The organism is Rahnella sp. CFA14(1/10) (genome assembly GCF_004195095.1).
In the GTDB taxonomy this organism is placed as follows: Bacteria; Pseudomonadota; Gammaproteobacteria; order Enterobacterales; family Enterobacteriaceae; genus Rahnella; species Rahnella perminowiae.
This window is the reverse complement of the sequence record NZ_SEWS01000002.1, coordinates 137,863-164,299: the sequence shown is the minus strand read 5'-3', so window position 1 is coordinate 164,299 and position 26,437 is coordinate 137,863. Positions and strand designations below refer to the sequence as shown.

Genomic DNA, 26,437 nt, shown 5'->3' with positions numbered 1-26,437 from the left:
TTCCGGATGTGATGTAAGGTAAGTATTAATTAGTGCAACGTGACTTGCTTGTGCTCAATCGAATGGATTTGCACTTTAATCACCTCTGAAATCGGGTCTTCCGGGCACTGCTCAACAAAATAGTTAAGATCAGAGATCGCCACATGATCGCATTCCAGCTGGGCATAAATCAGCCCGCGATCGCGGATTTCATACGGATCTTCCGGATCGAACTGCAGTACCGTTTCACTGGCGCGCAGGGCCAGTTCAAACTGTTTTTCTTCCATCAGCGCGGCTTTCAGTGTATCGAGCATTTTGCGAACGATCAGCGTGTTTTCCGCTTCTTCCAGATCGTCATCTTCTATTTCCGCCATCACGCCCAGATTCCCTTTCAGCCACACACTGAGCATATGCTCGTTGAGTGTATCGCCGTTGATCGGATTCAGCAGCCACATTTCTTCGTCAAGCCAGTCGGCACGCAAGATAAGCTGAGTGGGGAAAATTACCGGCATCAGCGGCAAACTCAGTTCATGGGCAATGTGCAGAAAAATCACACCCAGTGAAACCGGTGTACCCTGGCGTGAGGACAGTACTTTGTCGATCCAGATAGCGTCAGACAGACGATAAACGCCCCCCGCGCCACCAAAACCCCAGGTGCGGTAAAACAGTTCAATCAACACTTCGAGCTGCTGATCCTGATCAAGCTCTTCGGGAACGACGCGGCGGGCTTCATCGACCAGTGCCTGCAACTGGTGGCGAACGTCGTCCGCATTGAAATCGAAACGCACGGCTTCCGTTACTTTGATCACGCCGGTACTGAGCCGGACGGTGTTAAATTCAAAATCAGCAAGGGTACTCATAGTTATCCCATTAGCAGCGGTATTTTCGTCAGCGCCAGTTTAAGAATCAGATACAAGCAAGCGAGCGCCAGAATAAAGGCCAGCCAGCGGGTGTTCTGGCTAACAGGTCGCTTGCTCAGAGCCACAAAACCCAGCGCGATATAGATAATAACGCCAAAAATCTTTTCGGTCAGCCAGGTTCCCTGAGGGCTGAACGGATAAAAGTGTGTGATGAAGATAAGCGAAATACCACTTAATAACAGTAAAGTATCCACCATATGCGGAACGATCTTCACCCAGCGTTTCTGCATCATAGCAGAACCCGCCCATTTCCAAAAAAATCGTAAAACAAACAATACAATACTCAGGGTTACAGTGAACAGATGCAGATACTTGATCCAGACATATGCCATGACCCGTTTCCTTTAAATTTACTTTTTTGGATTGATTTTCTTAGAATCCGCGTTAAGGGTGCCACTGTCCGAGGCTGACCCGATCGTTATCACCATAGTCTTTAATCGTCGCGATCTGCTGATAACCGGCATCGTGCAATAACGCCTGGACGTCAGCCGCCTGCTGCCAGCCATGTTCGAGCAGTAACCAGCCTCCCGGATGAAGATACGCGGGTGCAGCCTGAATAATATGCGCCAGATCAGCCAGACCGGCATTTTCTGCCACCAGCGCACTGGCGGGCTCAAAACGCACATCCCCTGCCGCCAGATGCGGATCGGCGGCATCGATGTACGGCGGATTACTGACTATCAGCGCGAAACGCTCACCGGCTACCGGTGAAAACCAGCTGCCGTGCAAAAAACACGCATTCAGGATATTTAACTTCTGCGCGTTATGTCGCGCGAGCCTGACGGCATCCGGTTGCAGATCGACACCGGTCACCTTGCAGTCAGGGCGTTCGCTGGCCAGCGCCAGTGCAACCGCGCCGGTTCCTGTGCCGAGATCCAGTATACTGACGGGTTCAGAAGGCAGACGGGCCAGTGCCTGTTCGACTAAGCATTCGGTATCAGGACGGGGAATCAATGTCGCGGGAGAGACTGACAGAGGCAACGACCAAAATTCACGCTCGCCGGTCAGATAAGCCACCGGTTCACCCTGCTCACGTCGCGCAAGCAAAGTATCCAGGCGTTGCAGTTGGTCGGCCGTCAGCGGTGTTTCACCAAAAGCCATAATAAAAGTTCTTGCCCGGCCGGTCACAAAGCCGAGCAAAATTTCAGCATCCCGCTTCGGGCTTTCACCCGCAGCAAGACGGCAGGCAGCCTCACGCAGCCAGGACTGAAAATCCATCAGTCCTGCTCAGATAACGCGGCGAGCTGATCGGCCTGATATTCCTGCACGATCGGCTGGATCAGACTGTCCAGTTTGCCTTCCATCACTTCATCCAGACGGTAAATGGTCAGATTGATGCGGTGATCAGTGACGCGCCCCTGGGGGAAGTTATAGGTACGGTTACGATCTGAACGGTCACCGCTGCCAAGCAGGTTGCGGCGCGTCGAGGCTTCTTCAGCCTGACGTTTTGCCACTTCTGCCGCGCGGATACGCGCGCCCAGCACAGACATCGCTTTGGCTTTGTTTTTGTGCTGTGAACGTTCGTCCTGACATTCCACCACGATACCGGTTGGTATATGCGTAATACGAATGGCGGAATCGGTGGTGTTAACATGCTGACCGCCAGCGCCCGATGAGCGGAAAGTATCAATACGCAAATCACCCGCGTTGATTTCCGGCAGTTCAGCTTCCGGTATTTCTGGCATGACTGCGACGGTACAGGCCGATGTATGAATGCGTCCCTGAGATTCCGTTTCCGGCACACGCTGGACGCGGTGGCCGCCTGATTCAAACTTGAACTGACCATAGACGCCATCACCACTGATTTTGGCGATCACTTCTTTATAGCCACCGTGCTCGCCTTCGCTGGCGCTCACAATTTCCACCCGCCAGCGGCGCGCTTCGGCGTAACGGCTGTACATACGGAATAAATCACCGGCAAAAATAGCCGCTTCATCACCGCCGGTTCCGGCGCGAATTTCCAGGAAGCAACCGCGCTCATCATCGGGATCTTTGGGTAATAACAGAAGCTGTAGTTTTTGTTCGAGTTCTTCGATAGTCGTTTTGCAGTCTTTGATTTCTTCCTGCGCCATTTCGCGCATCTCAGGATCATCGAGCATCATTTCAGCCGCTTCTAAATCGTCCTGCGCCTGACGCCAGGCAAGGAAACATTCAGAGACGGCGGTTAACTGAGAATACTCGCGGGAAAGACTGCGGAATTTATCTTGATCGGCGATAACGCCGGCATCGCCAAGCATCGCCTGCACTTCTTCGTGGCGCTCTTGTAACGCTTCCAGTTTGGCAACAATAGAAGGCTTCATGCGTGGTGTATAACCCTGTGAGAAAAGGAGAACTATTGCTGACCCAGCCCGAGGCTGTCGCGTAAAATTTGCAAACGCTCCACGTCACCGTCGCTGGCTGCCTGTTGCAATGAACGGGTTGGCGCGTGAATAAGACGGTTTGTCAATTGGTGAGCTAATTCATGGATCACCGCTTCGACGTCAGCGCCCTGCGCAATGGCGGCCAGAGCTTTGGCCTGTGCGTCGGCGCGAATGATATCAGCACGCGAGCGATAATCACGAATAATTTCAACGGCTCCCTGCGAACGCAGCCAGGCCATGAAATTGGAACTCTCCTGCTCAACGATGGTTTCCGCCTGAACAGCCGCGGCTTTACGTTGTGCAAGATTGTTTTGAATGATGCTGTGCAGGTCATCGACACTGTACAGATAGGCGTTAGGCAGCTTACCTACTTCCGGTTCAATATCGCGCGGAACGGCAATATCCACCATCAGCATGGGTTGGTTACGGCGGGCTTTTAACGCACGTTCCACCATGCCTTTCCCGATAATGGGCAGCGGACTGGCGGTAGAACTGATGATAATGTCGGCTTCCGCCAGACGGGAATCGATATCCTGCAGGCTGATCACTTGTGCATTCACTTCGGTCGCCAGCGCCTGCGCACGTTCACGCGTCCGGTTGGCAATCATCATATGACGCACATTATGCTGATGCAGATGACGCGCGACCAGTTCGATCGTTTCACCTGCACCGACCAGCAACACGCTCACATCAGAAAGGGATTCGAAAATTTGGCGTGCCAGCGTACAGGCAGCAAACGCGACAGAAACGGCGCTGGCACCGATATCGGTTTCCGTGCGCACTCGCTTGGCCACGGAGAAGGATTTCTGGAACAAACGCTCCAGTTCACCGGAAACCGCCTGCCCGTTTTGTGATTCTGCGAAGGCTTTTTTGACCTGCCCGAGAATTTGCGGCTCGCCCAGTACCAGAGAGTCCAGCCCGCTGGCAACACGCATCAGGTGGCTGACCGCTTCATTATCATGATGCCAGTACAGGCTTTTGCGCACTTCATCTTCACTCAGATGATGGTAATCGCATAACCACTTCACCAGCTGTTCCTGCAAGTTTTCCTGCTGCTCAACACTCAGGTACAGCTCAGTGCGGTTGCAGGTAGACAACACGACGCCGCCCTGCACCAGCGGTTGCTGGAGCAGACTGGAGAGCGCCTGATCGAGGGTCTCGGGTGAGAATGTTACCCGTTCACGCAGAGACACCGGGGCGGTTTTGTGATTGATACCTAATGCAAGCAGGGTCATAGGGAGAGCGATTTTCGGCTTATACTTTATAATAGTATGGGTTTACGTCTGTTGCGCATTCTACAAGATGCGCGAGATCAATAAAAGGTGAACAGCATCTTCGGTTAAATATGATGTGAGTTTATGTCTGTCCTGGGTGAAAAACCGCACAGATAGCGGCTTGCAGCATGATTTTTGGAATGTATCGCCCATACTGTTATTCCTGTTATTCATTTGCATTCAGCGCAGCATTGCCCCCCAAGAATTTTCATCGCAATGCATCATCCAAAAAAATAATTCGCCTGCACTTAAATTTGATGTTCCATCGTAAAAATAAGTTCCGTTTAATTGCTCAACCGTATCCATTCGTTATATCCATTCAATTTGAAGGGTTTTAAAATACTCTTGGTGGCTGTTGCAGGCAAGATTGTAAGGTTTGCTGACCCGCGTGTCGCGTGTCATGCCTTGAAAGATGTCATCTAAATTAAATCCTTTTACACATCAGCATTGTCCCAAAGTCTTTCAATCGCTGATCATCTGCGCAGGGTTGAGATCACCCGCCGCGCGGGCTGTGCTAAACTGACGCTCGCCACATTTGTCCTGGTAACTCATTTCGCCAAAGCACAAAGGATTTAATCGGTTATGCCAATGCGTAAAGCACATTTCGTTCGCCTTCTTCCTCTTGCAAGTTTAGTTCTTGCCGCCTGTTCCATAAATGCACCCAAAGGCCCGGCAACCAGCCCGACCTCTGCGCAATGGCGTGAGCATGAAGCTCAGGTTAAACAGCTTGAGCATTATCAGACCCGTGGCTCTTTCGCTTATCTTTCCGATAAGCAAAAAGTTTATGCGCGCTTCTTCTGGCAACAATATTCCCCGGACAGCTATCGTCTGTTGCTGACCAATCCGCTGGGCAGTACGGAAATGGAATTGAAAGTGCAAAGCGGGATTGCGCAGCTGACCAACAATGAAGGCAAGCATTACACCAGTGATAATCCGGATGACATGATCCAGAAGCTGACCGGTATGTCGATTCCGCTGGCTAATCTGCGTTTGTGGATGCTCGGTTTGCCAGGTGACGGCACCGATTTCACACTCGACAGCCAGTACCGCCTGTCACAAGTTAAGTTCACGCAGAACGGAAAACCGGGTACCGTGGTGTATCAGAGTTATGACGAAGATGCCAAACCGTCCCTCCCGCAACGTCTGGAAATGACCCAGGGCGAACAGCGTATCAAGCTCAAAATGGATAACTGGACGCTAAACTGATATGACGCAGCAATGGTGGCCTTCTCCGGCTAAACTCAATTTGTTTCTTTATATCACCGGACAGCGTCCGGATGGCTACCATAATCTGCAGACCCTGTTTCAGTTTGTAGATTACGGTGACAGCCTGAGTTTTAACGTCCGCGCCGACGGCAATATCGTGCTGGCCACACCTGTTGAAGGCGTGGCGGATGCAGACAATCTGGTGACACGTGCCGCACGTCTTCTGCAACAGCACACGGGCACGTCTCAGGGCGCAGACATTACATTGCAAAAACGTATTCCGATGGGGGGCGGTCTGGGGGGGGGGTCTTCCAATGCCGCCACCGTGCTGGTGGCACTGAATGCAATTTGGAACTGCGGCCTTTCCGATCCTCAACTGGCTCAAATAGGGGTGACGCTGGGCGCGGATGTGCCCGTCTTTGTGATGGGCCATGCTGCGTTTGCTGAAGGCATCGGCGAGATCTTACAGCCGGTCGAACCGGCAGAAAAATGGTATCTGATTGCACATCCGGGTGTCAGTATTCCGACGCCGGTGATTTTTGGTGATCCTGATCTGACCAGAAATACACCAAAACGCACTGTTAATGTGCTTTTGGACACGCCTTACGCAAATGATTGCGAACCGATTGCGAGAAAACGTTTTTACGAGGTTGAACAGCTACTTTCTTGGCTGTTAGAATACGCGCCGTCGCGACTGACCGGAACCGGTGCCTGTGTGTTTGCAGAATTCAACACCGAATCTGCCGCCCGTCATGTTTTAGATAAAACACCGTCGTGGAGTCGGGGTTTTGTCGCACAAGGTGTTAATGTATCGCCATTACACCGTTTTCGTGACGTCTGGTTGAGAACTGCGGGCAAAGCGTAGAGAGTCACAGAGATTTTGTGTCTGTTCTTTGCCAGCCAATTATTCAACAGATTTAAGTAGTAAGATTTAGAAGTATCGTGAGCATAATGCTTTGGTACCGCTCACCGCCCGGTGGTGCCAAAAGCCAATGTCTTCCCTGGACGCAAGCCTGAGGTTCTTCTCGTGCCTGATATGAAGCTTTTTGCTGGTAACGCCACCCCGGAACTAGCACAACGTATTGCCAACCGTTTATACACCAGCCTTGGTGACGCCGCCGTCAGTCGTTTCAGCGACGGCGAAGTAAGCGTGCAAATTAACGAAAATGTACGTGGCGGAGATATTTTCATTATCCAGTCCACCTGCGCGCCTACTAACGATAACCTGATGGAACTGGTGGTCATGGTTGATGCCTTACGCCGCGCCTCCGCTGGTCGTATCACCGCCGTTATCCCTTACTTCGGCTATGCACGTCAGGATCGCCGGGTGCGTTCTGCCCGTGTGCCTATTACCGCTAAAGTTGTGGCTGATTTTCTGTCCAGCGTTGGCGTTGACCGTGTTCTGACTGTAGACCTGCATGCAGAGCAAATTCAGGGTTTCTTCGATGTACCTGTAGACAACGTTTTCGGCAGCCCTATCCTGCTCGAAGATATGCTGCAACAGAACCTGGAAAACCCGATTGTTGTTTCTCCGGACATCGGCGGTGTTGTCCGCGCCCGTGCCGTGGCAAAACTGCTGAACGACACTGATATGGCTATTATTGATAAACGTCGTCCACGCGCAAACGTTTCTCAGGTAATGCACATTATTGGTGATGTCGCCGGTCGTGACTGTGTACTGGTTGATGACATGATCGATACCGGTGGCACGCTGTGTAAAGCGGCTGAAGCACTGAAAGAACGCGGTGCTAAACGCGTGTTCGCGTATGCCACTCACCCGATCTTCTCCGGAAATGCAGTAGAAAACATCAAAAACTCCGTGATCGACGAAGTGATTGTATGTGACACCATCCCGCTGTCCGCAGAAATCCGTGCACTGAAAAAAGTACGTACCCTGACCCTGTCAGGCATGCTGGCTGAGGCTATCCGCCGCATCAGCAATGAAGAATCCATTTCTGCAATGTTCGAGCATTAATCATCATGCCCCTGTGTTCAGGGGGCATTTTGCTTTTGCAGAACCTGAAATGCAAAAACCGTTATCGCGAAAGCGACAACGGTTTTTTTATGACCCGGAACATCAGAACATTCTCTGATACACTCAGGAATGACGGTGTGATTTACCGTTCGTGCAGCGGGAATCGAAATGACGCACCCACCAGTACCTGTCTGCAACACGCTCTTGCCCACCGACTCTGGCACCGGCCAGCCATAAAATAGCACCGATAAAGATACTCCCAATGGCTCCGTGGGCCAGAAATTGCGGTAACCCCAGTTCAGGCATCTGATTCAGGATAGAATAACCAACACCACCGACCATTGTGAGCAAACCGAGTCCCATCAGGCCATTGCCGATTATTGTTGCGGTTTTACGTTTCATAAGTCACCTCCGGTTGTCGATAGTCTTAGCATCATTGCTGTCTTGTCTTTTCCTGCCTTTAACTATAGACGTCCCATCCGGTTCACTTTGCGGTCATGATCACAGACAGAGCATATTGAATGACAAATCTTTACGTTTTCCAGACAGATACGTTCGAAAGGTTAATAGTCAGCGCCATGAACTATTCAGTTTCTGATGCATCGGCAGGAATTAACGCTGCCAGGTGTTTGGCACAACCACCAGCGACAGGTAAACTAGCCCGCTACACCTCACCGGATTAAAGAAGCGAACATCGTGAGCAGCATTAAATTGATCGTTGGGCTGGCCAATCCCGGCGCAGAGTACGCCCAGACCCGCCATAACGCCGGCGCCTGGTACGTCGACCTTCTCGCCCGTCAGCACAATCAGCAACTGAAAGAAGAAAGTAAGTTTTTTGGTTACACCGCCCGACTGTCACTGGCAGGTCAGGATGTCCGGCTGCTGGTGCCGACCACCTTTATGAACCTCAGCGGTAAAGCAGTTCTGGCGATGGCTCAGTTTTATCGCATTGAGCCGGATGAAATTCTGGTGGCACATGATGAGCTGGATATCCCACCCGGTATGGCGAAAATCAAACTGGGTGGCGGCAATGGTGGCCATAACGGCCTGAAAGATATTCAGAGTAAATTCGGCAATAACCCGAACTTTTACCGTCTGCGTATCGGTATCGGTCATCCTGGCGATAAAAGTAAAGTGGTAGGATTTGTGCTGGGTAAGCCACCGGCCAGCGAACAGAAGCTAATCGACGATGCGATTGATGAATCACTGCGCTGTACTGAGTTGCTGATGAAAGAAGGTTTGGAAAAAACCATGCGTCGGTTACATACTTTTAAAGCAGAGCTTTAAACACCACTTTGCGATCAGTACTGACGATAACGGGCGCAAATGTTTGCGCCCGTTTTACTTTCCATTAATTTATCTAAAGTGGTTCGTCAAAACGCAGCAAACGTCCGGCATTGCCCAGCACCAGCAAGGTACTCAGATTATGCAGCAGTGCCGCAATCAGCACACCGCCTACGCCCAGTAAACCGGTGGCGGCAGCCGCCATCACTAACAACGTGCAGCCCAGCCCGATGAACACATTGATTTTGAGCGTTTTACGGCACGCCCGGCTCAGGCGGACACAGGTGCCGAGACGACGCAAATCACTGCCAATCAGCACCACATCGGCGGAGGCCAGCGCAATATCGCTACCGCCCGCGCCCATCGCAATGCCGACAACGCCTGCTTTTAACGCCAGAGAATCATTTATGCCGTCACCGACCACCATCGGCCGGAATCCTTGCGCAATTTCCGCTGATACCTGATGCAGTTTATCTTCCGGTAAGGCCTGCGCGACCACATCACTGATGCCCAGCTCACTGGCAATACGCTCAGCCACACTGGCGCGGTCACCGGTTAGCAGAAGCTGTCGTTGCAGCCCCAACTGACGCAGTTCGGTTAAGGCGGTTAGTGCCTCAGGCCGTAAAGAATCTGACAGAAGTAACCAGCCGAGAAAACGCCCGTTTAGCGCCAGCCCGACCAGCGGTCCGTCATGCTCAGGTTCGGCAGTCACCGGGATAGCATTCCGGCTGAAAAATGCCGGACGCCCTAACAGGGCCTCGCCTTGCGCCGTTCGTGCACGCACCCCCATCCCCTGCAGTTCTGATATATCTTCCAGCGGCAAGTATTGTTCACGCGGCAGTAACTTCGCCAGCGCACGGCTGACCGGATGGCTGCTCGCGGCACCGAGACTGGCTGCCAGACAGAGCACAGCGTCAGAAGATTCCTGTCCGGCCAAAACCGTACGCTGCAAATGCAATTCACCGTGCGTCAGCGTGCCGGTTTTATCGACCACGATGGCATTCAGATCTGCCAGTTCCTCAAGAAATGCCGAGCTGCGGATCAGAATGCCGTGACGCGCGGCCACAGCGATACCGGCTATTGCCGTCGCGGGTGCGGAAAGCACCAGCGCGCAGGGGCATGCTGCCACCAGCACCGCCAGCATGGAATGGGCATCCTGCGTAACGAACCAGGTCGCGGCAGCAATCAGCAGAATAAGCACCAGGTATTGCCCGGCATAACGCTCAAGCAAACGGGTGATCGGCGGTTTGGCATGCTCCGCTTTTTGCATCAACGCAATCACTTTTCCGAGCGTAGCATCCGCACCGGTGCGCGTGACTTCAACGCAAAGCAATCCGTCGAGATTAATGGCACCGCCGAACACATCGTCACCCACGCGGGCTTCCTGTGGTACTGATTCTCCGGTGATCGGCGCGGTATCGAGGCTGGCGCTGCCCGTTAACACGCGGCCATCGGCGGGTAACCGGTCACCGGCGCGCACTTCAATCCGGTCACCGGTTCGCAACCGGTGGTTATCGATTTCCTCAATCTCACCGCCGGGCAACATCCGCCGGGCGCGGCTGCGGGTCAGATGGCTGAGTGCATTGATGGCTTCCTGCGAACCGATAACGCTGCGCTCTTCTAGAATATGACCCAAAATCATAATGCCCGGTAACAGTGCCGCGGTCATCAGATCACCCGTAGCCCAGGCCCCCAACATCGCCAGCGCAATCAGCTGATCGGTAACGCCATGCAGGCTGGGGCTGCGTAAACTGTACAGGGCCGAGCGCAGCACCGGAACCGCCACCAGCAGTGACGCCACACCAAATAAAATTTGCCCGATGTCACTTTGCTGCGCAAACAACCACTGCCAGATCCAGCCGCACAGCAACAGACCAAACGCCGCCATTGCCAGAAGTAACTGCACCGCCATGTTTCGTTGCTCATGACGCGTTAACAGCACACTTTTTGCCGGCGATGTTTGCGGTTCTTCAGAAGAAAAAGAAGTCACAGGAGCAATACCTCAGGGTTGAGATGATGGACGGTCTGGCCCCGGCAGGATCAGATGCGCGTCGTCATGGGGATCAACAGCCGTGACGCTGCCGGCATGAGCGAGGATCCCCGGCATCCGTTCACGCCATAAACGCCACAGCAATTCAGGCGAGTGGTCGTTAGCCAGTTGTACAATGGTTGCTGTATCCGTTGAGGCGCGCGCGATCTGCTCGCTGGCTTTGGCATGGGAAACCTGCACGGCACGATCTGCCGACTGAACCGCCTCCTGATGAACATGTGCGGCCTCGTTACGGGCAGTGGCGATGTTCTGTTCCGCTTGCTGGCTGGCCGTCAGTACGGCATTAAAGGCATCAACCGCCGCCGGTGGCAGTGAAGATTGCACATCAACGCGACGGACTTCGATCCCCGGGCTACTGCCCGCCGCCGTCAGCGCGGCAAGTTGCTGATTAATTGCCTGACGTAAATCACCACGCAGCCGCTCACGGCGTTCTGCAACAGAGTTGCCGTTACTCACCATTTCCGGCCGGGCGACCAGAATGGTATCCAGATCACGGGAAGCACAAATCGCGACCGCCGCATGCCCGGTTAAACGATCAAGCGCCGGTAATACGTGTTCCCCTTGCAGGACAAACGCCACCGGATCGGTTATCACGTAATATACCTGCACATCCAGCTGAACCACGCCGGAATCACCGGTCAGTAAATACCCCGCACCTGCGACAGCATCATTTTTCTCACCGCCGGTATTGGTCCACGCGGGCACAATATTCTCTCTGAGCAAAGCCGTAACGTGATGTTCGATCACCCGGTCGGCGGCAGGCAAAATTTCAACATGTTCCAGCGGTTCCGGCCAGGCCAGCAGCAGCCCGGCCCCCGCCGTACGCGAAACGGCCCCGAAGCGCATCACCACCGCGCGCTTATCAGGTGCTATCTGCCGGACATTAGAGAACAGCCAGTTTGCGGCCGCAATCAGCGTCATGGCAAACAGCGCCAGATAGGCCATACGCCCTGCCTGAAACCACGCATTTCCGTGAAAACGGGACAGCGGATTCATGGCGGCGTCCCGTTACTGGCGGCAGGTAATGACGGCGGGCCTTCCACCAGTTGCCGGAACGGTGCCGCATCAGTGCGCAATATCAGCTGAGTGCCTGGCGTAATCACGTTGTTGAGCGTGTCCAGCGATCGCAGCAGATCGTACAATTCGGGGTTACCGGCCCGGGCTTTGGCGTATATTGCCGTGCTCTCCAACTGCGCCTGCGCCTCAATATTGGCCGCGCTGACCAATGCATAGGCCTTAATCACGCGGGCATCGCGCTCAGCGGATGAGCGGATTTCTGCCGCCTGACGCTTGCCTTCAGCAGACCGCTCGGTGGCAATGGTTTCGCGTTCTGCCCGCATACGATCTACCGTGGCATCTAAGGTGACCGACGGCAATGTCAGGCGTTCAACGCCGACCTGCACCAGTTCGATGCCGTAGCTGTCAAGCAACTGACGGGCAATCTGATCATGCAAATGCTGTTCGAAGCCGGAAAGGCGGATTTTGCCGGCGTCTGTGTTCACCAGATCAGCCAGCGCAAAACCGCTGGTGGTGGTTTCCAGCGCCGAGCCGATAAAGGTGCGTATCTGCGCGGCGGCGATATCCGGCTGATTTTGTACCGCACGGATAAAACGCTGTACATGTTGGGGATCGTTTTTCACCTGCCAGACGGTATAAGCCTGCACGATGATCCGTAGCCCGTCACGCGTGCCGACATCCTGCAAGCCACTGGACGTTGTACGGATACGTAAATCCACCGGGATCGCCGTTTCCAGCGGCACCGGCAGATGCCACGCCAGCCCGGGTTGCAGCAGTACACGCACCGGATTACCAAAGCGTGTAATTACCATCGCCTCACCGGAACGCACCTGTACCAGACAGGCTGTGGCGGCAATCAGCGCCACCAGGACAACGGCAATCGTGACCCGCCGCCAGAGTCCGGGGGTTGCAGGCCCGGAATGATGATGGTGATGATGTCCGGCGCCGTGATGATGCCCACCATGTGCGTCATGATCATGTCCGTGGACTTCAGGTTGTGGGGAATCAGTCACCGGGTAGTCTCCGCTTTAACAGAATGCGCCGCTTTATCCGCTGCGGGCGTAAATGGCAGGGTAAAACTTCTCAGATCCAACACCGGTGGCGTTCCGCCGCTGATACGATGATCGATAATCAACACCTTCGGATGCTGCTGCATTGCCAGCGCCAGCTGACTGAAATAACGCCCGGTCAGGAACGACTGCCCGCCGGCCTGATATGCCTGATTTTCTGCGTTGAAGCGCAGCGCCATGATCTGCGCCTGATCGCGATTTTCGTCATTTTTGGCGCTGGCGGCATCCAGCGCCAGACGGGCAAATTGCTGTGCCGCATTCAGTTGCTGTGCGGCTTGCCCTTTCTCACCGGCAATCGCGCTTTGCGCCAATATTTGTGCCGCCTGTACGCCATGATAAGCATCCGCCGCACCTGCAGGCGGATGGATCGATTCAATCACTGTGGCCAGCAATTCCACGCCACTGTTGAGATGATCAAGCTGACTCTGCACTTTCCGGCCAATGTCAGCGGCAAGGCGTGTCTGTTCGCTACCCAGCAGACTGTCGAGTGTGCGCGAAGAAAAATCATGTACCAGTACCTGATTGGCAATACTGCGGATCAGCACCGGTATATTTGCGGTGTGATAAAGGCTTGCCATGGCAGCATCATCGTTCATGGCGACCCGGTATACGAAGCGCACGTCCATGTCCATGATTTGGAAACTTTGCCGGTCGTTCGCGGCGCTGGCGATAATTTGGGATTTGTCGCTGCTGTGGCCGGAGTCCCACAGACGGTTCGCACTTTCCGGCGCCGGACCTTCGGCGGTGTCAGCCACCGTGACGGATGCGAGCGTCGCTGCGTCTTCTGACCCCGTGGTAAGTTCATGCACCTCACCGTTATCGACCAACAGCGTGCGGCCAAAAGGCCATGGCAGCCCGGCATGCAAACCCGGTTGCCTGACTGCCACCGGTTTACCGAAGGATTCATAGATCCCACGCTGGGTCAGTGGCACCTCGCTGATGCCCGTCAGCAGCCAGCCGGTCAGTAACAAAATTGCGGCCAGAGGTAACAGCGCACGGCGCATAAAATGAAATGCCCAAATCTGACGAAGATCGATACCAAAATGCTGATGCAGTTCGTTTTGCACAAACTGTAACGGACGCGGCGGCCAGCAAATTTGTGCAGCCAGCAGACTGCCCGCAATAAACTCAGGTTCTTTACCCTCCCGCAGCGGCGAAAACATCGCCATCAGCGCCCGCAGGACAAGCTCCAGCGCCACCAGTCCCGGTAACAATCCGGTAAACATCAGCAGATGCGCCGGCCACACCGAAGCACCATGGGCAAACATCAGCGCTAATGCACTCAGCAAAAAAACGCCAATCAGCATACGCAATATTGCCGCGAGTTTTGCCGCTTCCGGCCATTCCAGCGGGCTTTTAAGCGTCCAGTGACGCTCCAGAACCAGCACCGCAAAAGCGCAAAGAATGAATACCGTACCGGCAAAATACCCCGCAGCACCGGCGTCATTTGCCGGTAACGGTAATCGCCACAATAATGCGATAAGTAATAGTGCCGCTAACGCGGGAAATGCCTGAAAGAACACCTGCTCGTCGACATAACGTAAAACCGGGCGTATCCACGACCGGGACGCCAGGCGTTGAGAAAATCCTGAAGAGGTATGTGGTGTGATGGTTTCAGCCGCCATGTCAATGGCAGGCGCAAACTGTTGCTCACGCCAGCGACTGATGCGCCTCGCGCATTGCAGAGAGGCCGCACAAACCCACATCGCGGCCATGATATTGCCGGTCACCCACGGCCAGACCGATTCCGGTGATACCAGATAAAACATCAGCAATATCAGGTACATCAGGCTGCTGATCACCATGATGGCGTTCATCAGCCCGCTCAGCCAATGTGTGTGGGAGGCGGCTGACTGAAAGCGCAGTGGTTTACTGTTGTTATCAGTCCCGGATGCCTTATCTGTGCTCATGTCCGCTCCGGCAAAGGAAAAAAAACCGCAGAACAGGCCTGAAACCTGTTAATGCGAAATTGACCGGTCGTAACGGTATAACATTACAGAATTTTCAGCGATATGAATTTGGCCGTTTTTTTGCCACGAATTGTAAGCGTTTATCTTAAAAGTATGCGGACAGGCAGGCCTGCCCGCTGTCAGCGGTTTGACATCTGCGAGGCCAGGGAATGACACCCACAGATCTTCACCGGAGGCTCCGTTAATCTCTGCATTACTGACTAACGACAATCTGCCCGGAGAAATAAAAACGACCGTATAGGTTGTAAAGTATTGCCTCTATTTCTTTATTAGGATCTCTGCCATCTATGCGATATAACCCATAATTAGGATCAAGAAAATAAGTCAGAATCTCACTCATTCTTATAGCAGCGGTAACATGAAGGTTCTGATTTTCCCTGAGAAGATCAACAGATATGATCACCCCTTGTTTCGTAGATGAGTATGCATTCTCAACATCCAGCCCTTTAATATCCCTGTAATAAGTAAGTGGGTATTCTCTGTAGTATAACCCCGGGACATTGCGTTTAATTTCATTTATTCGTTGTTTTTTGTCCTTGTAAGCGGCTAAGAATTTCAAATGGGACTCTTTACCACCTGATAATACGTAGGCACGAATTCTGTCCATATAATGCGTCTGTTTTCTTGTTGAACGCTCAAATAAGACTTGCAGTGCTGCCTCATCAACATCTTTCGGGAAAACAGACTTTTGTAAGCATTTTTCAGCACTCTGACCCATGGGGCTTTTTAAAACATCGCCAAGCCATGTCAGCACCATTCCCATACACGCGCCTTTAGTTCCAATCTTATCCGCATACCGAACATAAGCTGGCATAATATTACTTATTAATCTATACATAGATCATCCTTAACTTCCCTTCCATTTAAACGAGTTTAATCTGTTAACAGCGAAAGCTATTCACCACCCCGCTGAATGACCAGGATATGAAAACCATACGCTTTTTATATAACAATCAGTGATTAATAACTATTAAATATGATTCAGAGTATACCGTTCGGAAAATGAGATGATTATAGTAAAGTGTAAAAATAAAATAGATAACTGAATTTATAATTTCAAATTCAGTTATCTGTCAGATCCACAAAGATGGAAAATAAATTACATTTAACCTATTCGTTACAAATTATCTTCCGCAACATAATATTGCGGATCGTCGAGTTCATGAGAGCAGAAAGGCCCGGCTTTCTTAAGCAGACTGATGCAGTCATGACTCAGATGGCGCAGGCGGATGGTTTTACCGGCTTCAAGATAACGCGCAGTCAGCTTATCAATCGCCTCTACCCCACTGGAATCCATGACCCGCGTACCGGCAAAATCCAGCACCACATTTTGCGGATCGTTTTCAGGATTAAACAGTTCAGCAAATGTCGCCGCAGAACCGAAGAACAGCGGCCCGTCTAGTTTATACACCGTCAGATCGCCTTTGGTTTTGTGCTCACGAATACGGATACGCGCCTGTTGCCAGGCAAAAACCAGCGCTGAGATAATGACGCCGCTGATAACCGCCACAGCAAGATCGGTGAAAATCGTGATGACCGTGACAATCAGCATTACCAGCACGTCGGCTTTCGGCATACGGCGAAGACGCCGCAGCGAACTCCACTCAAAAGTGTTGTAGCAGACAACCAGCATAATCCCGGCCAGCGCCGCGACGGGCAGCAGACCAATATAACCGGAGAGACTGACCACAAACAGAATCAGTAGGATGGCCCCCACCGTACCTGAAATCCGCCCGCGACCGCCGGAGGTAAAATTAATGATCGATTGCCCAATCATCGCACAACCGGCGAAGCAACCGAACAACCCGCAAATGGCATTGCCCGCGCCCTGGGCGATACTCTCGCGGTTACCGTTGCCCTTCTGATTCCCCATTTCATCCAGCACTGTCATGGTCAGCAGCGATTCAATCAGGCCGACCAGCGCGATCACGACGGCATAGGGCAGCACGACTTTCAGCATCTCCACATTGAACGGTGCAACCGGCAGGCTGAAATGCGGCAATGCTCCTGAGATATCCGCCAGATCACCCACCCGCAAGGTATGCAGGTTAAAACCGATCGCGACGGCAGAAACGATGATCAGCGCCGCCAGCGAAGCGGGAATGATTTTGGTCAGTTTCGGGAACAGCACCACCACCAGTATCGCCAGTAGCACCAGCCCGTACATCAGTGGCCCCTGCCCGGCAATCATGTGCAACTGAGCCAGCATAATGACAATCGCCAGACCGTTCACGAAGCCGTGAACCGCAGGCAACGGCACCAGCCGGATAAATTTTCCGAGGCGGAAAACCCCAATCAGTATCTGGATCATCCCGGCAAAAATGGTCGCCCACAACACGTATCCCATACCGTGTTGCGCCGCCAGACTCATCAGCACAACTACAATGGAACCCGCCGCGCCCGAAACCATGCCCGGTTTACCGCCAAACAGTGCCGTTACCAGCCCGATAATAAACGCCGTATGCAGACCGACAATCGGTGACAACCCGGCAACCAGTGAAAAGCCGACCGCCTCAGGGATCATTGATACCGCCACCACGAATCCGGCCAGCGTTTCATTCTTCACTTCAGACAACTTCAGACTACGCGGACTAAACATAGAACATCCGGTACATTTCCCGATCAGTTAAAAAATTGTGACAAGTATCTAAAAATGAACCAGACGAGGCAAGGTTTATCCTGTGTGCTGATATCAGGGACGGCCACAAGCGGATCGAGATAAATGTGGTTCTCGTGTATAATGTGGGGAATTGTGGTCATTACATCGTGCGGTTATATTTAATCGTTTGATAATTAAGATATTAAGGTGAGAAAAACATGGGATTCAAATGCGGTATCGTCGGCCTGCCGAACGTCGGTAAATCTACGCTGTTCAATGCGCTGACCAAAGCGGGTATCGAAGCGGCAAACTTCCCGTTCTGCACCATCGAACCGAATACCGGTGTGGTACCTATGCCCGATCCGCGTCTCGACCAGTTGGCAGAAATTGTAAAACCCCAGCGTATCCTGCCTACTACCATGGAATTTGTGGACATCGCGGGCCTGGTAAAAGGTGCCTCTAAAGGCGAAGGTCTGGGTAACCAGTTCCTGACCAACATCCGTGAAACCGAAGCGATCGGCCACGTGGTGCGCTGCTTCGAGAACGACAATATTATTCACGTTAACAATAAAGTGGATCCGGCTGATGACATTGATGTCATCAATACCGAACTGGCGTTATCTGACCTTGATACCTGCGAACGTGCGATTCATCGTGTGCAGAAACGCGCCAAAGGCGGCGACAAAGACGCGAAAGCAGAACTGGCCGCACTGGAAAAATGCCTGCCACAGCTGGAAAACGCCGGCATGCTGCGCGCGCTGGCTCTGACTGAGGAAGACAAAGCGGCCATCCGCTACCTGAGCTTCCTGACACTGAAACCCACCATGTACATCGCGAACGTTAATGAAGACGGTTTCGAGAACAATCCTTACCTCGACGTTGTGCGCAAAATTGCAGAAGCGGAAGGCTCAGTCGTCGTTGCTGTTTGTGCTGCGGTTGAATCGGACATCGCTGAACTCGACGATGCTGACCGTGAAGAATTTATGGCTGAGCTGGGTCTGGAAGAACCGGGCCTGAACCGCGTGATCCGCGCCGGTTATGAGCTGCTGAATCTGCAAACTTACTTCACCGCCGGCGTGAAAGAAGTCCGTGCATGGACCATCCCTGTTGGCGCAACGGCGCCGCAAGCTGCAGGTAAAATCCACACTGATTTTGAGAAAGGCTTTATCCGCGCACAAACCATCGCATTCGACGATTTCATCACCTACAAAGGTGAGCAAGGCGCGAAAGAAGCGGGCAAAATGCGTTCAGAAGGCAAAGACTACATCGTTAAAGATGGCGACGTGATGAACTTCCTGTTTAACGTCTGATTCCAAACTCAGCGCATATTGTTCTGAAACCTCTGCGAAAATCCACGTCATGGCGTGGATTTTTCTTTTTATCGCAAAGGTCTGCTTAAAAGTGGCTGTCCGGGCCTTCTTTCATTTCTCCTTCTGCCGCATTACGGGATATATTAGCGGCACAAACGTAAAATTATCTTTTTGTAACGGATAACATTTCAATGGCACTGATCCCAAAAAACTACCAGCGTCTGGAAAGCGGATATCGCGAGAAAGCGCTGAAAATCTATCCGTGGGTATGCGGGCGCTGTTCGCGGGAGTTTGTTTACTCAAACCTGCGTGAATTAACGGTTCACCATATCGACCATGATCATACCAATAATCCGGAAGATGGCAGTAACTGGGAGTTGTTATGTCTGTATTGCCATGACCACGAACATTCAAAATACACTGAGGCTGACCAGTACGGCACAACCGTTGTGGCAGGAGAAGATGCACAAAAAGATGTTGGCGAAGCCACCTACAATCCCTTTGCCGATTTGAAATCGATGCTTAATAAGAAAAAATAGAATCCGATGCCGTAACCCTGCGCATTCGCTTAAAATCCACGCCCTGCCGTGGATTTTTTTATGCTGTCTCCGCCCGCTCTCCCGAAAACATTTGCCCCTGAGATTTTTCTTGCATCCCAAAGCGCCATACGCATAATCGCAAATTCAAATAATAATGATTCTCAGTCCTTTTTACATTAGGGTTACACTATGCGCGAAAAAATTTCACCTGCGGGGTTTACACCGACCCTGCTGGCCCTGTTTGTCAGCGTCAGCTGCACGCCTGCACTCGCGGCCACAGCCCCTGCTCCGGCGACCGGTTCAACAGCTGCGGCGGGCGATACGATGACCATCGTCAGTACGCCGGATAATGAATTCCGGCCCGGCGGTAATCAGCTGGTTCCGGCCTATCTGGACGGCCAGGTGGCACATGGTGGCCGTCTTGGTATGCTTGGCGAACAGAATGCGATGGATGTGCCGTTTAACATCATCGGCTTCACCTCAAAATTGATGCAGGATCAGCAAGCCAGAACCATTGCTGACGTCGTGCGCAATGATGCCGGTGTTCAGAACGTTCAGGGGTATGGCAACTTCGCGGAAACCTACCGTATCCGTGGCTTCGAACTCGATGGTGATGACATGACGTATGGCGGATTACCCGGCGTGGTTCCCCGTCAGGTAATTGATACGTCATTAATTGACCGGGTGGAAATCTTCAAGGGTGCGAACGGATTACTGAACGGCGCGGCGACAAGCGGCGTTGGCGGCATGATTAACCTTGAGCCAAAACATGCGGATGACGCGCCGCTGACCCGCGTGGGTGTGGATTATACCTCTTCCTCGCAGGTCGGCGGCACGCTGGATCTGGGCCGTCGTTTTGGTGATGACAATCAGTTCGGTGTCCGTCTCAATGCCGTTAACCGCGAAGGTGAAACCGGTATTGATGGTGAGAAAAAACGCACCACCGCAGCCTCGCTGGGCCTTGATTATCGCGGTGATCGACTTCGTACCTCGGTGGATATGGGCTATCAAAAGAAAACCTTCCACGACGCCCGTCTTGGCGTAAATATCAGTGGTGTGGATTTCATCCCGAAAGTGCCATCCAACAGTCACAATTACAGTCAGGACTGGATATACAGCAATATTGAGTCCGAATTTGGTATGGCCAAAGCGGAATATGATGTGACCGATAACTGGACAGTGTATGGCGGCGTGGGTGCACAACATTCGCATGAAACCGGTGACTATGCCTCCCCTGCGCTGAAAGAGGCTGACGGAACGGCAACAATAGGCCGTCTGGATACCAACCGCATCATCAATAACTTCAGCGGAATGGCAGGCATTCGCGGCAATTTCGATACCGCATTTATTACCCACAAGGTCAATTTCGGTTATTCCGCCCTGACTTCACGCAATAATACCGCGTGGCGTATGGCCTACGGTGCCAATGCCGAAAACACCAATATTTATCACACCACGAATGTCCCGAACCCGACACCTAATCTGTCTGGCGGTCATTATGACGACCCGCTGACCACCGGGCGTAACCGGACTCAGGGCTATCTGTTAGCCGACACGCTGGGCATTCTGGATGACACCGTACTGTTCACCGTCGGTGCCCGTCATCAGAAAGTGATCGTACGTAATTACAAGAATGCGACCGGCGCTGAAGACGTGTCATCACGTTACAGCGACAGCCGCTGGATGCCGACGTACGGCGTTGTGTACAAACCGTGGCAGGTTATTTCCCTGTACGCCAACCACACCGAATCTTTACAACCCGGTGATGTGGCACCGGACACAGCGAAAAACTACGGTACAACCACCGGCATTGCGCATTCAAAACAAAACGAAGTGGGTGTAAAAGCGGACTTCGGGCGTGTTGGCGGTTCGTTTGCGTTATTTGAAATCAAAAAACCTTCAGGCATCCTCAACAGTCAGGATTTCTACGGCATGGACGGTGAGCAACGTAACCGGGGTGCAGAACTGAACGTCTTTGGCGAGCCGGTGCTGGGCCTGCGTCTGAACGGCAGCGCCACCTGGATTGATCCGGAAATGACCAAAACAGAAGACAATACCTACAACGGTAAAGATGCGATTGGCGTGCCGCGTTACAACCTGGTTCTGGGGGCGGAATATGACATTAAACCGGTTGACGGCCTGACGGCCACCGCGCTGGTGAATCATTCCGGCTCCCAGTGGGCAGACTCCGCCAACACGAAGAAAATTGACGCTTATACCGTTCTGGATCTTGGCGTGCGCTACCGGACCAAAATTAACCAAAATGATATGGTCTGGCGTGCGGGTGTTGATAACGTGACCAACGAAAAATACTGGTCAAATATCGACAGCACCGGAACCTATATCTATCAGGGAGAACCGCGTTCGCTCAAAGTCTCAATGACGTACGACTTCTGATCCTGATGTAAAAAACCGATATAAAAAAGGGATGCACACAGCATAATGCCGGTCACTTAAGGTGACCGGCATTGTTTTTTAAGGGATATTTCGACCTTTTTTCTCTCACTTCCCTCGCATATTCACGCTCACGCCTCGAGGGCAGTTTGAGCATCGCTGCGTTGCTGTAAAAATGCTTCAGATGACCCGGGATGGCTCCCGCTGATGCCCACGGCAGCCCGATTAATAACCGTAATATCTCCGACACTGCACCGCTAAAACTCAGCTGATAAGGCAGATAATCTCCCTTCAGGCTGAACGCCATCTTGATCATCTGGTAACGAATTAGGTTATAACTCAGCAGGATACCCCACAGTTCCTGCCTCACCATTTCCGGCAGTTTGCTTCTCAGCGCCCACCGGTTCCCCAGTAAAAACTGCTTCGTCTCCCGGTATCCTAACTCGATTTCCCAGCGATGCTTATAAAGCTCCGCCACGCTGGCGGCCGGATAACGCATCGCATCCGTCATTGACGTCAGAACCTGCCGTTCAACGCCATTGACCTTCCGGCGGATAAGCCGCACGGTCATTTCTTCCGGCAGTCCTTCCCACTGTTTTCTGGCCTGCGGTGACGTTTTCAGCCGTATCAGCTCATCCTGTTTGCCGAGCTTACACACCACCTCGTACTGCGTGTTCTTTTTCAGCGGCGTCAGCCAGTGGCGATTTTCGCCCGCATTATGCCAGTCATGTAGCAGGCCTAAAGAGTAAAAAACCTTATCGAACAGCGTAATACTGTTATCCGGCGCGCTGTCTGCGAGCTGTGCCGCCAGGCGCATCTCGTTCACGTCGTAACTGTCCATCACACTGGCCCGCAACAGGTGACTGCTCAGTTCCATCAGGCAGACCATGCGGACCTGAGGATATCCGCGTTCGCCGTGCTGGTTCGAAGCCTTACCGAAGGCCTCTGCATTTTCAGGCGTGTCCTGCGTATGCCAGACTACGCCATCGACGGCATTGAGTGTCAGTCCGTGCCAGAGAGGATGTTTTGCCTCTGCATGCCAGTGTTGCTGAGTGATATCAAACAGAACCCGGATGGCATCTTCACCTAACGTTTTTCTGCGGGCAATAACGGAGCTGGGTGCGGTGAATGAGCGTCCGGTTCGGTCAACAATATCCATCAGATTAACGATATGACTCATAGGCTTATTGTTGAATATGGCCATACCGATAACCAGCCAGACCATGGACTCGAGGGGGAGTTTACGCTTGCGTAGGGTGACGGTGTCAGTGAGAGAAAAAGCTTGCTGAATGAGGTCAGGAGACAGGAGGTCAGCGAGGCTTTGAACTTCATCGGGGGCAGTGAGATTGATAATACCGAGAGCGTGTGAAAGTTCCATTTAAAAAGGGTCCATGATGAGCATGAACCCTTTTTACACGAGCCACCGGATCGGTCAACTGATCCTTAAACGATCGGCATTATGCACACAGCATCCCTTATTTTTTGCAGTGCGGAGTTTTTATTGGCTGTTTTCCGGCGGCGGTAAGATGACCGTGATCTTCAGCCCGCCCTGCGTTTTCTTCGCTGCACGGATCTGCCCGCTATGAGCTTCACAAATCGCACGGGCGATGGATAAACCTAATCCGCTACCCCCGGAATGCCTTGCACGAGAAGATTCTGCCCGGCTGAAGCGTTCAAACATAACAGGCAGAAAACTGTCATCCACACCCGGCCCCTTATCCTGAAACGTTATCTCATAACCGCCATTGCGGGGGGCGATCGCGATGTCCAGACGCTGTCCTTCCAGCGCATAACGCAATGCATTCTCCATCAGAATGGTAAATACCTGCCCGAGCCGGAACGGATCACCGATATAACGGCACGGGGCACCCGGCGTCAGGGTGATATCAAAACCGGCTTTCGCCGACTGAGGTTTCAGCCATGTAATCCGCTCGCGCAGCAGTTCTGCCAGATCCAGCTCTGTCTTACTGAGGTTCAGCTGACCGGCATCCGCCAGCGACAGCAAATGCAGTTCGTCGATCAGACGGTTCAGATGCAAAAGCTGTGTCATCACCATCTGCAACTGCTGCGGCTCCGGGCGGAACACACCGTCCAGCATGCCCTGTAAACGCCCGACCGCCGCCGTGAGCGGCGATCGCAGTTCATGCGCCATCGCCACATGGGAGGCCCGCAACTCCCGCTCATAGCGTGAAAGTTGCAGCATCATGGCGTTAAAATCATCGGTGAACTGTATCAGCTCCGCCGGGGCATTTTTCACCGGCTCAGCCCGCGTATTGAAATCCCCCTGCGTGACCGCACGCGCCACCTGCGCCAGACGGCTAAATTGCGACGAAAGCGGACGCGCGGCTTTTAATCCCAAAATAGCGATAAACGGCGTCACCACTAATACCAGGATGCCAACCATAAGCCAGTCGGCCGAAGCGATGGAAGGATCGGAGTACCGCGCCCCCCAGCCCTGATCGACAATCTCATGAAAGCGCGTGAGGTTAAGATCCGGATTGTCCCGCAGCAGGTAGAATTCTGCCCTGAGCGCGGGAGACATATGGTGCAATACCCAGAGATTCTGAATGGCAAAACGCAGCCACATGCACAACGCGATCACGACCACACTGCCGATGGCCAGCGTCAGGACCCGCACACAAATCCAGCGCCACAAGGACTGATAATTTGACGGATTCATGGTTGTCTGAACCGGTAACCGACGCCACGCACGTTGACTAATACGTTAACGATACCTGCGGACTCGAGTTTTTTGCGCAGGTTATAGACATGCGTATCAACCACCCTTTCCAGCGCCTCGCTTTCCGGCAGACAATGTTCCAGTAAGTACTGACGTGAGAACGGTCGTGTCGGTGCCCGCATCAGTGTGCTCAGAACGCCAAATTCTGTTGGTGTTAAATCAAGATAATGCGATTCGCCCGAGGTTGAGCGAACCGCCGCCGTCAGCGCCTCGACATCCACGTCGAGTCCCTGCCAGCGCAACACGGCGGGGGTGCTGTTTTCCTCTGCTGCAACACGGCGCAGCACTGCCTGCACCCGGGCCACCACTTCCCCCGGATTATAAGGTTTGACCACATAATCATCCGCACCGAAACGCAGCGCGCCAATTTTATCGGGCATGTCGCCCATCGCTGTCACCATGATCACCGGCGTGCTGCTTTCACGCCGCAGCGATGCCAGAACATCGGTGCCACGCATTCCCGGCAGCATGACATCCAGCAGAATGAGATCCGGCTTCCAGCGCAGCGCGTGCTCCAGCCCGGAAAGGCCGTCACCGGCAATTTGCACGTCATACCCTTCACGTTTTAAATAAGCATCGAGAACATCTGCCGCATCGGCATCATCTTCAATAATCAGGATCCGCTTTGTCTGCATCGTGGTCGCCTTGACTGTTTCATCATAAATTCCCGGCAGTTTACTGCACTGCCTCTTCTTACTTCAGGTTTCAGACGCGGCTGCAATCCGCTACGAAACATACGTTTGGGTGATGAGGGATTATAATGATATCCAGAAAACTAATACTGCACATTACCTGTTTCAGTGTTTCCTGTATTGCCTCCCGGTTCGGCCTCCGGCGGGTGATCGTTACTGTCACCCGATCCGCAGGCAAAACCCTGCAAATTTCGCGGGCCACGCGCTTTCTGAGGGCTCAAAAGCATAAAACCCCGGATCCGGTTCATGCGATTATCGGGCGGCTATTTCGGGGATAATTGTCACAGGCAACGCCCCGCTTCCAAATTTATCCTTCAGGAAAAAAAGATGACGACCTTAAACGAAAAACTGGCCTGGCGTTACGCAACCAAGAAGTTTGATGCGACCAAAACGGTACCGGCCGAAAAGATTGAAAATATTATTGAGGCCGTGCGTCTGGCACCGACCTCAAGCGGCCTGCAACCCTTCGAACTGTTAGTGATCACCAATCCTGATATTCGTGCAAAAATCCGCACCGTTTCCTGGGATCAGGCACAGGTTACTGACTGTTCTCACCTGCTGGTATTCGCAGCATGGGATGACATCACACCTGAACGCGTGAACATGATGTTTGACCTGACCAATGAAGTCCGTGGTTTTAAAAACGAAGGCTGGGAAAGCTACCGCCAGAAGCTCTTGGCTATCGTTGCTGAACGCGGTACCGAAGCCAATTATCAGGCCGCCGCGCGTCAGGCCTACATTGGTTTAGGCGCCGCGTTGATTGCCGCCGCGTTTGAAGAAGTTGATGCGACGCCGATGGAAGGGTTTGATCCTATTGCCGTGGATGAAATCCTCGGCCTGAAAGACAAAAACCTGCGCAGTGTCGTGATCCTGCCGCTGGGCTATCGCGCCCATGAAGGTGACTGGCTGGTGAACCTGAAGAAAGTTCGCCGCAGCCGTGAAAACTTCGTGACCGAAATCAAATAATATCAGGCCACCGGCCCTGTCCGACCGGTGGCCTTGCCCCCTAAAAGTCTGCGTGCTTTACTGACCCCCTCTTGTCCACAGTGATCAACACC

Annotated in this window: 23 protein-coding genes and 1 pseudogene; 8 read left to right on the top strand and 16 right to left on the bottom strand. The window is 52.9% G+C overall.

The window, feature by feature from the left end; all coding sequences use genetic code 11:
* Positions 1-29: 29 nt before the first annotated feature.
* The 6 genes and pseudogenes from sirB1 to EVX52_RS25665 form a co-directional block, all read right to left on the bottom strand.
* On the bottom strand, positions 30-839 hold the full coding sequence (sirB1, locus tag EVX52_RS04450; protein WP_129990696.1) for an invasion regulator SirB1: 810 nt from the start codon (positions 837-839) through the stop codon (positions 30-32).
* Positions 840-841: 2 nt separating this feature from the next.
* Positions 842-1,231, bottom strand: a complete 390-nt coding sequence (locus tag EVX52_RS04445) for a SirB2 family protein (RefSeq protein ID WP_129951339.1) — start codon at positions 1,229-1,231, stop codon at positions 842-844.
* Between the two features lie 52 nt (positions 1,232-1,283).
* The gene (gene prmC, locus EVX52_RS04440; RefSeq protein WP_129990695.1) at positions 1,284-2,117 is read right to left on the bottom strand and encodes a peptide chain release factor N(5)-glutamine methyltransferase; all 834 of its coding nucleotides are present in this window, start codon (positions 2,115-2,117) and stop codon (positions 1,284-1,286) included.
* Entirely contained in the window at positions 2,117-3,199 is a 1,083-nt protein-coding gene (prfA, locus tag EVX52_RS04435) for a peptide chain release factor 1 (RefSeq protein ID WP_129951341.1), read from the bottom strand. Before prfA ends, prmC begins: the two co-directional genes overlap by 1 nt.
* A gap of 32 nt (positions 3,200-3,231) precedes the next feature.
* Entirely contained in the window at positions 3,232-4,494 is a 1,263-nt protein-coding gene (gene hemA / locus EVX52_RS04430; RefSeq protein WP_129951342.1) for a glutamyl-tRNA reductase, read from the bottom strand.
* Between the two features lie 258 nt (positions 4,495-4,752).
* Positions 4,753-4,839, bottom strand: a pseudogene (locus tag EVX52_RS25665) (STM2901 family protein); the annotation flags it as partial.
* A 276-nt stretch (positions 4,840-5,115) separates the two neighbouring features.
* Between EVX52_RS25665 and lolB the strand changes: the two are divergent.
* The 3 genes from lolB (at position 5,116) to prs (ending at position 7,714) form a co-directional block, all read left to right on the top strand.
* Complete coding sequence (lolB, locus tag EVX52_RS04425; protein WP_129951343.1) at positions 5,116-5,739, top strand: lipoprotein insertase outer membrane protein LolB; 624 nt, start codon at positions 5,116-5,118, stop codon at positions 5,737-5,739.
* A 1-nt stretch (position 5,740) separates the two neighbouring features.
* Positions 5,741-6,604 carry a 4-(cytidine 5'-diphospho)-2-C-methyl-D-erythritol kinase gene (gene ispE, locus EVX52_RS04420; protein ID WP_129951344.1) on the top strand — a complete coding sequence of 288 codons (864 nt, stop codon included), beginning with the start codon at positions 5,741-5,743 and terminating at the stop codon, positions 6,602-6,604.
* Between the two features lie 162 nt (positions 6,605-6,766).
* Entirely contained in the window at positions 6,767-7,714 is a 948-nt protein-coding gene (prs, locus tag EVX52_RS04415; protein WP_013575591.1) for a ribose-phosphate diphosphokinase, read from the top strand.
* A 123-nt stretch (positions 7,715-7,837) separates the two neighbouring features.
* On the opposite strand, the gene ychH is transcribed toward prs, so the two are convergent.
* Entirely contained in the window at positions 7,838-8,116 is a 279-nt protein-coding gene (ychH, locus tag EVX52_RS04410) for a stress-induced protein YchH (protein WP_129951345.1), read from the bottom strand.
* A gap of 294 nt (positions 8,117-8,410) precedes the next feature.
* On the opposite strand from ychH, the gene pth reads away from it, so the two are divergent.
* Positions 8,411-9,001 carry an aminoacyl-tRNA hydrolase gene (gene pth / locus EVX52_RS04405; protein ID WP_037034067.1) on the top strand — a complete coding sequence of 197 codons (591 nt, stop codon included), beginning with the start codon at positions 8,411-8,413 and terminating at the stop codon, positions 8,999-9,001.
* A 73-nt stretch (positions 9,002-9,074) separates the two neighbouring features.
* Here the strand turns inward: pth and EVX52_RS04400 are convergent, their stop codons facing one another.
* The 6 genes from EVX52_RS04400 to EVX52_RS04375 all read right to left on the bottom strand — a co-directional run bounded on the left by EVX52_RS04400 (position 9,075) and on the right by EVX52_RS04375 (position 17,704).
* Positions 9,075-10,988, bottom strand: coding sequence for a heavy metal translocating P-type ATPase (locus EVX52_RS04400; RefSeq protein ID WP_129990694.1), 1,914 nt, complete (start codon positions 10,986-10,988; stop codon positions 9,075-9,077).
* A gap of 12 nt (positions 10,989-11,000) precedes the next feature.
* Positions 11,001-12,044, bottom strand: a complete 1,044-nt coding sequence (hflK, locus tag EVX52_RS04395; protein WP_129990693.1) for a protease modulator HflK — start codon at positions 12,042-12,044, stop codon at positions 11,001-11,003.
* Positions 12,041-13,078 carry a protease modulator HflC gene (hflC, locus tag EVX52_RS04390; RefSeq protein WP_129990692.1) on the bottom strand — a complete coding sequence of 346 codons (1,038 nt, stop codon included), beginning with the start codon at positions 13,076-13,078 and terminating at the stop codon, positions 12,041-12,043. The genes hflK and hflC overlap by 4 nt, the downstream gene beginning before the upstream one ends.
* On the bottom strand, positions 13,075-15,045 hold the full coding sequence (locus EVX52_RS04385) for an SPFH domain-containing protein (RefSeq protein ID WP_129990691.1): 1,971 nt from the start codon (positions 15,043-15,045) through the stop codon (positions 13,075-13,077). Before EVX52_RS04385 ends, hflC begins: the two co-directional genes overlap by 4 nt.
* A 253-nt stretch (positions 15,046-15,298) precedes the next feature.
* A complete protein-coding gene (locus EVX52_RS04380; RefSeq protein ID WP_129951350.1) occupies positions 15,299-15,943 on the bottom strand; it encodes a hypothetical protein in 645 nt (214 codons plus the stop codon).
* 279 nt (positions 15,944-16,222) lie between these two features.
* Positions 16,223-17,704, bottom strand: coding sequence for a SulP family inorganic anion transporter (locus EVX52_RS04375; RefSeq protein ID WP_129990690.1), 1,482 nt, complete (start codon positions 17,702-17,704; stop codon positions 16,223-16,225).
* Between the two features lie 218 nt (positions 17,705-17,922).
* On the opposite strand from EVX52_RS04375, the gene ychF reads away from it, so the two are divergent.
* From ychF to EVX52_RS04360, 3 genes are all read left to right on the top strand, one after another.
* Entirely contained in the window at positions 17,923-19,014 is a 1,092-nt protein-coding gene (ychF, locus tag EVX52_RS04370) for a redox-regulated ATPase YchF (protein ID WP_129951352.1), read from the top strand.
* 191 nt (positions 19,015-19,205) lie between these two features.
* Positions 19,206-19,553: an HNH nuclease YajD gene (gene yajD / locus EVX52_RS04365; RefSeq protein ID WP_129951353.1), complete on the top strand. Its 348-nt coding sequence runs from the start codon at positions 19,206-19,208 to the stop codon at positions 19,551-19,553.
* A 189-nt stretch (positions 19,554-19,742) separates the two neighbouring features.
* Positions 19,743-21,950, top strand: a complete 2,208-nt coding sequence (locus EVX52_RS04360; RefSeq protein WP_129990689.1) for a TonB-dependent siderophore receptor — start codon at positions 19,743-19,745, stop codon at positions 21,948-21,950.
* A gap of 52 nt (positions 21,951-22,002) precedes the next feature.
* Here the strand turns inward: EVX52_RS04360 and EVX52_RS04355 are convergent, their stop codons facing one another.
* The 3 genes from EVX52_RS04355 to EVX52_RS04340 form a co-directional block, all read right to left on the bottom strand.
* Positions 22,003-23,325 carry an IS4-like element IS1271 family transposase gene (locus EVX52_RS04355; RefSeq protein WP_129990688.1) on the bottom strand — a complete coding sequence of 441 codons (1,323 nt, stop codon included), beginning with the start codon at positions 23,323-23,325 and terminating at the stop codon, positions 22,003-22,005.
* Positions 23,326-23,445: 120 nt separating this feature from the next.
* On the bottom strand, positions 23,446-24,627 hold the full coding sequence (locus EVX52_RS04345) for a cell wall metabolism sensor histidine kinase WalK (RefSeq protein WP_129951355.1): 1,182 nt from the start codon (positions 24,625-24,627) through the stop codon (positions 23,446-23,448).
* A complete protein-coding gene (locus tag EVX52_RS04340) occupies positions 24,624-25,322 on the bottom strand; it encodes a response regulator (RefSeq protein WP_129951356.1) in 699 nt (232 codons plus the stop codon). Before EVX52_RS04340 ends, EVX52_RS04345 begins: the two co-directional genes overlap by 4 nt.
* Positions 25,323-25,706: 384 nt before the next feature.
* On the opposite strand from EVX52_RS04340, the gene EVX52_RS04335 reads away from it, so the two are divergent.
* Positions 25,707-26,345 (top strand): nitroreductase family protein, encoded by a 639-nt coding sequence (locus tag EVX52_RS04335; RefSeq protein WP_129990686.1) that lies wholly within the window; start codon positions 25,707-25,709, stop codon positions 26,343-26,345.
* Positions 26,346-26,437: the final 92 nt, after the last annotated feature.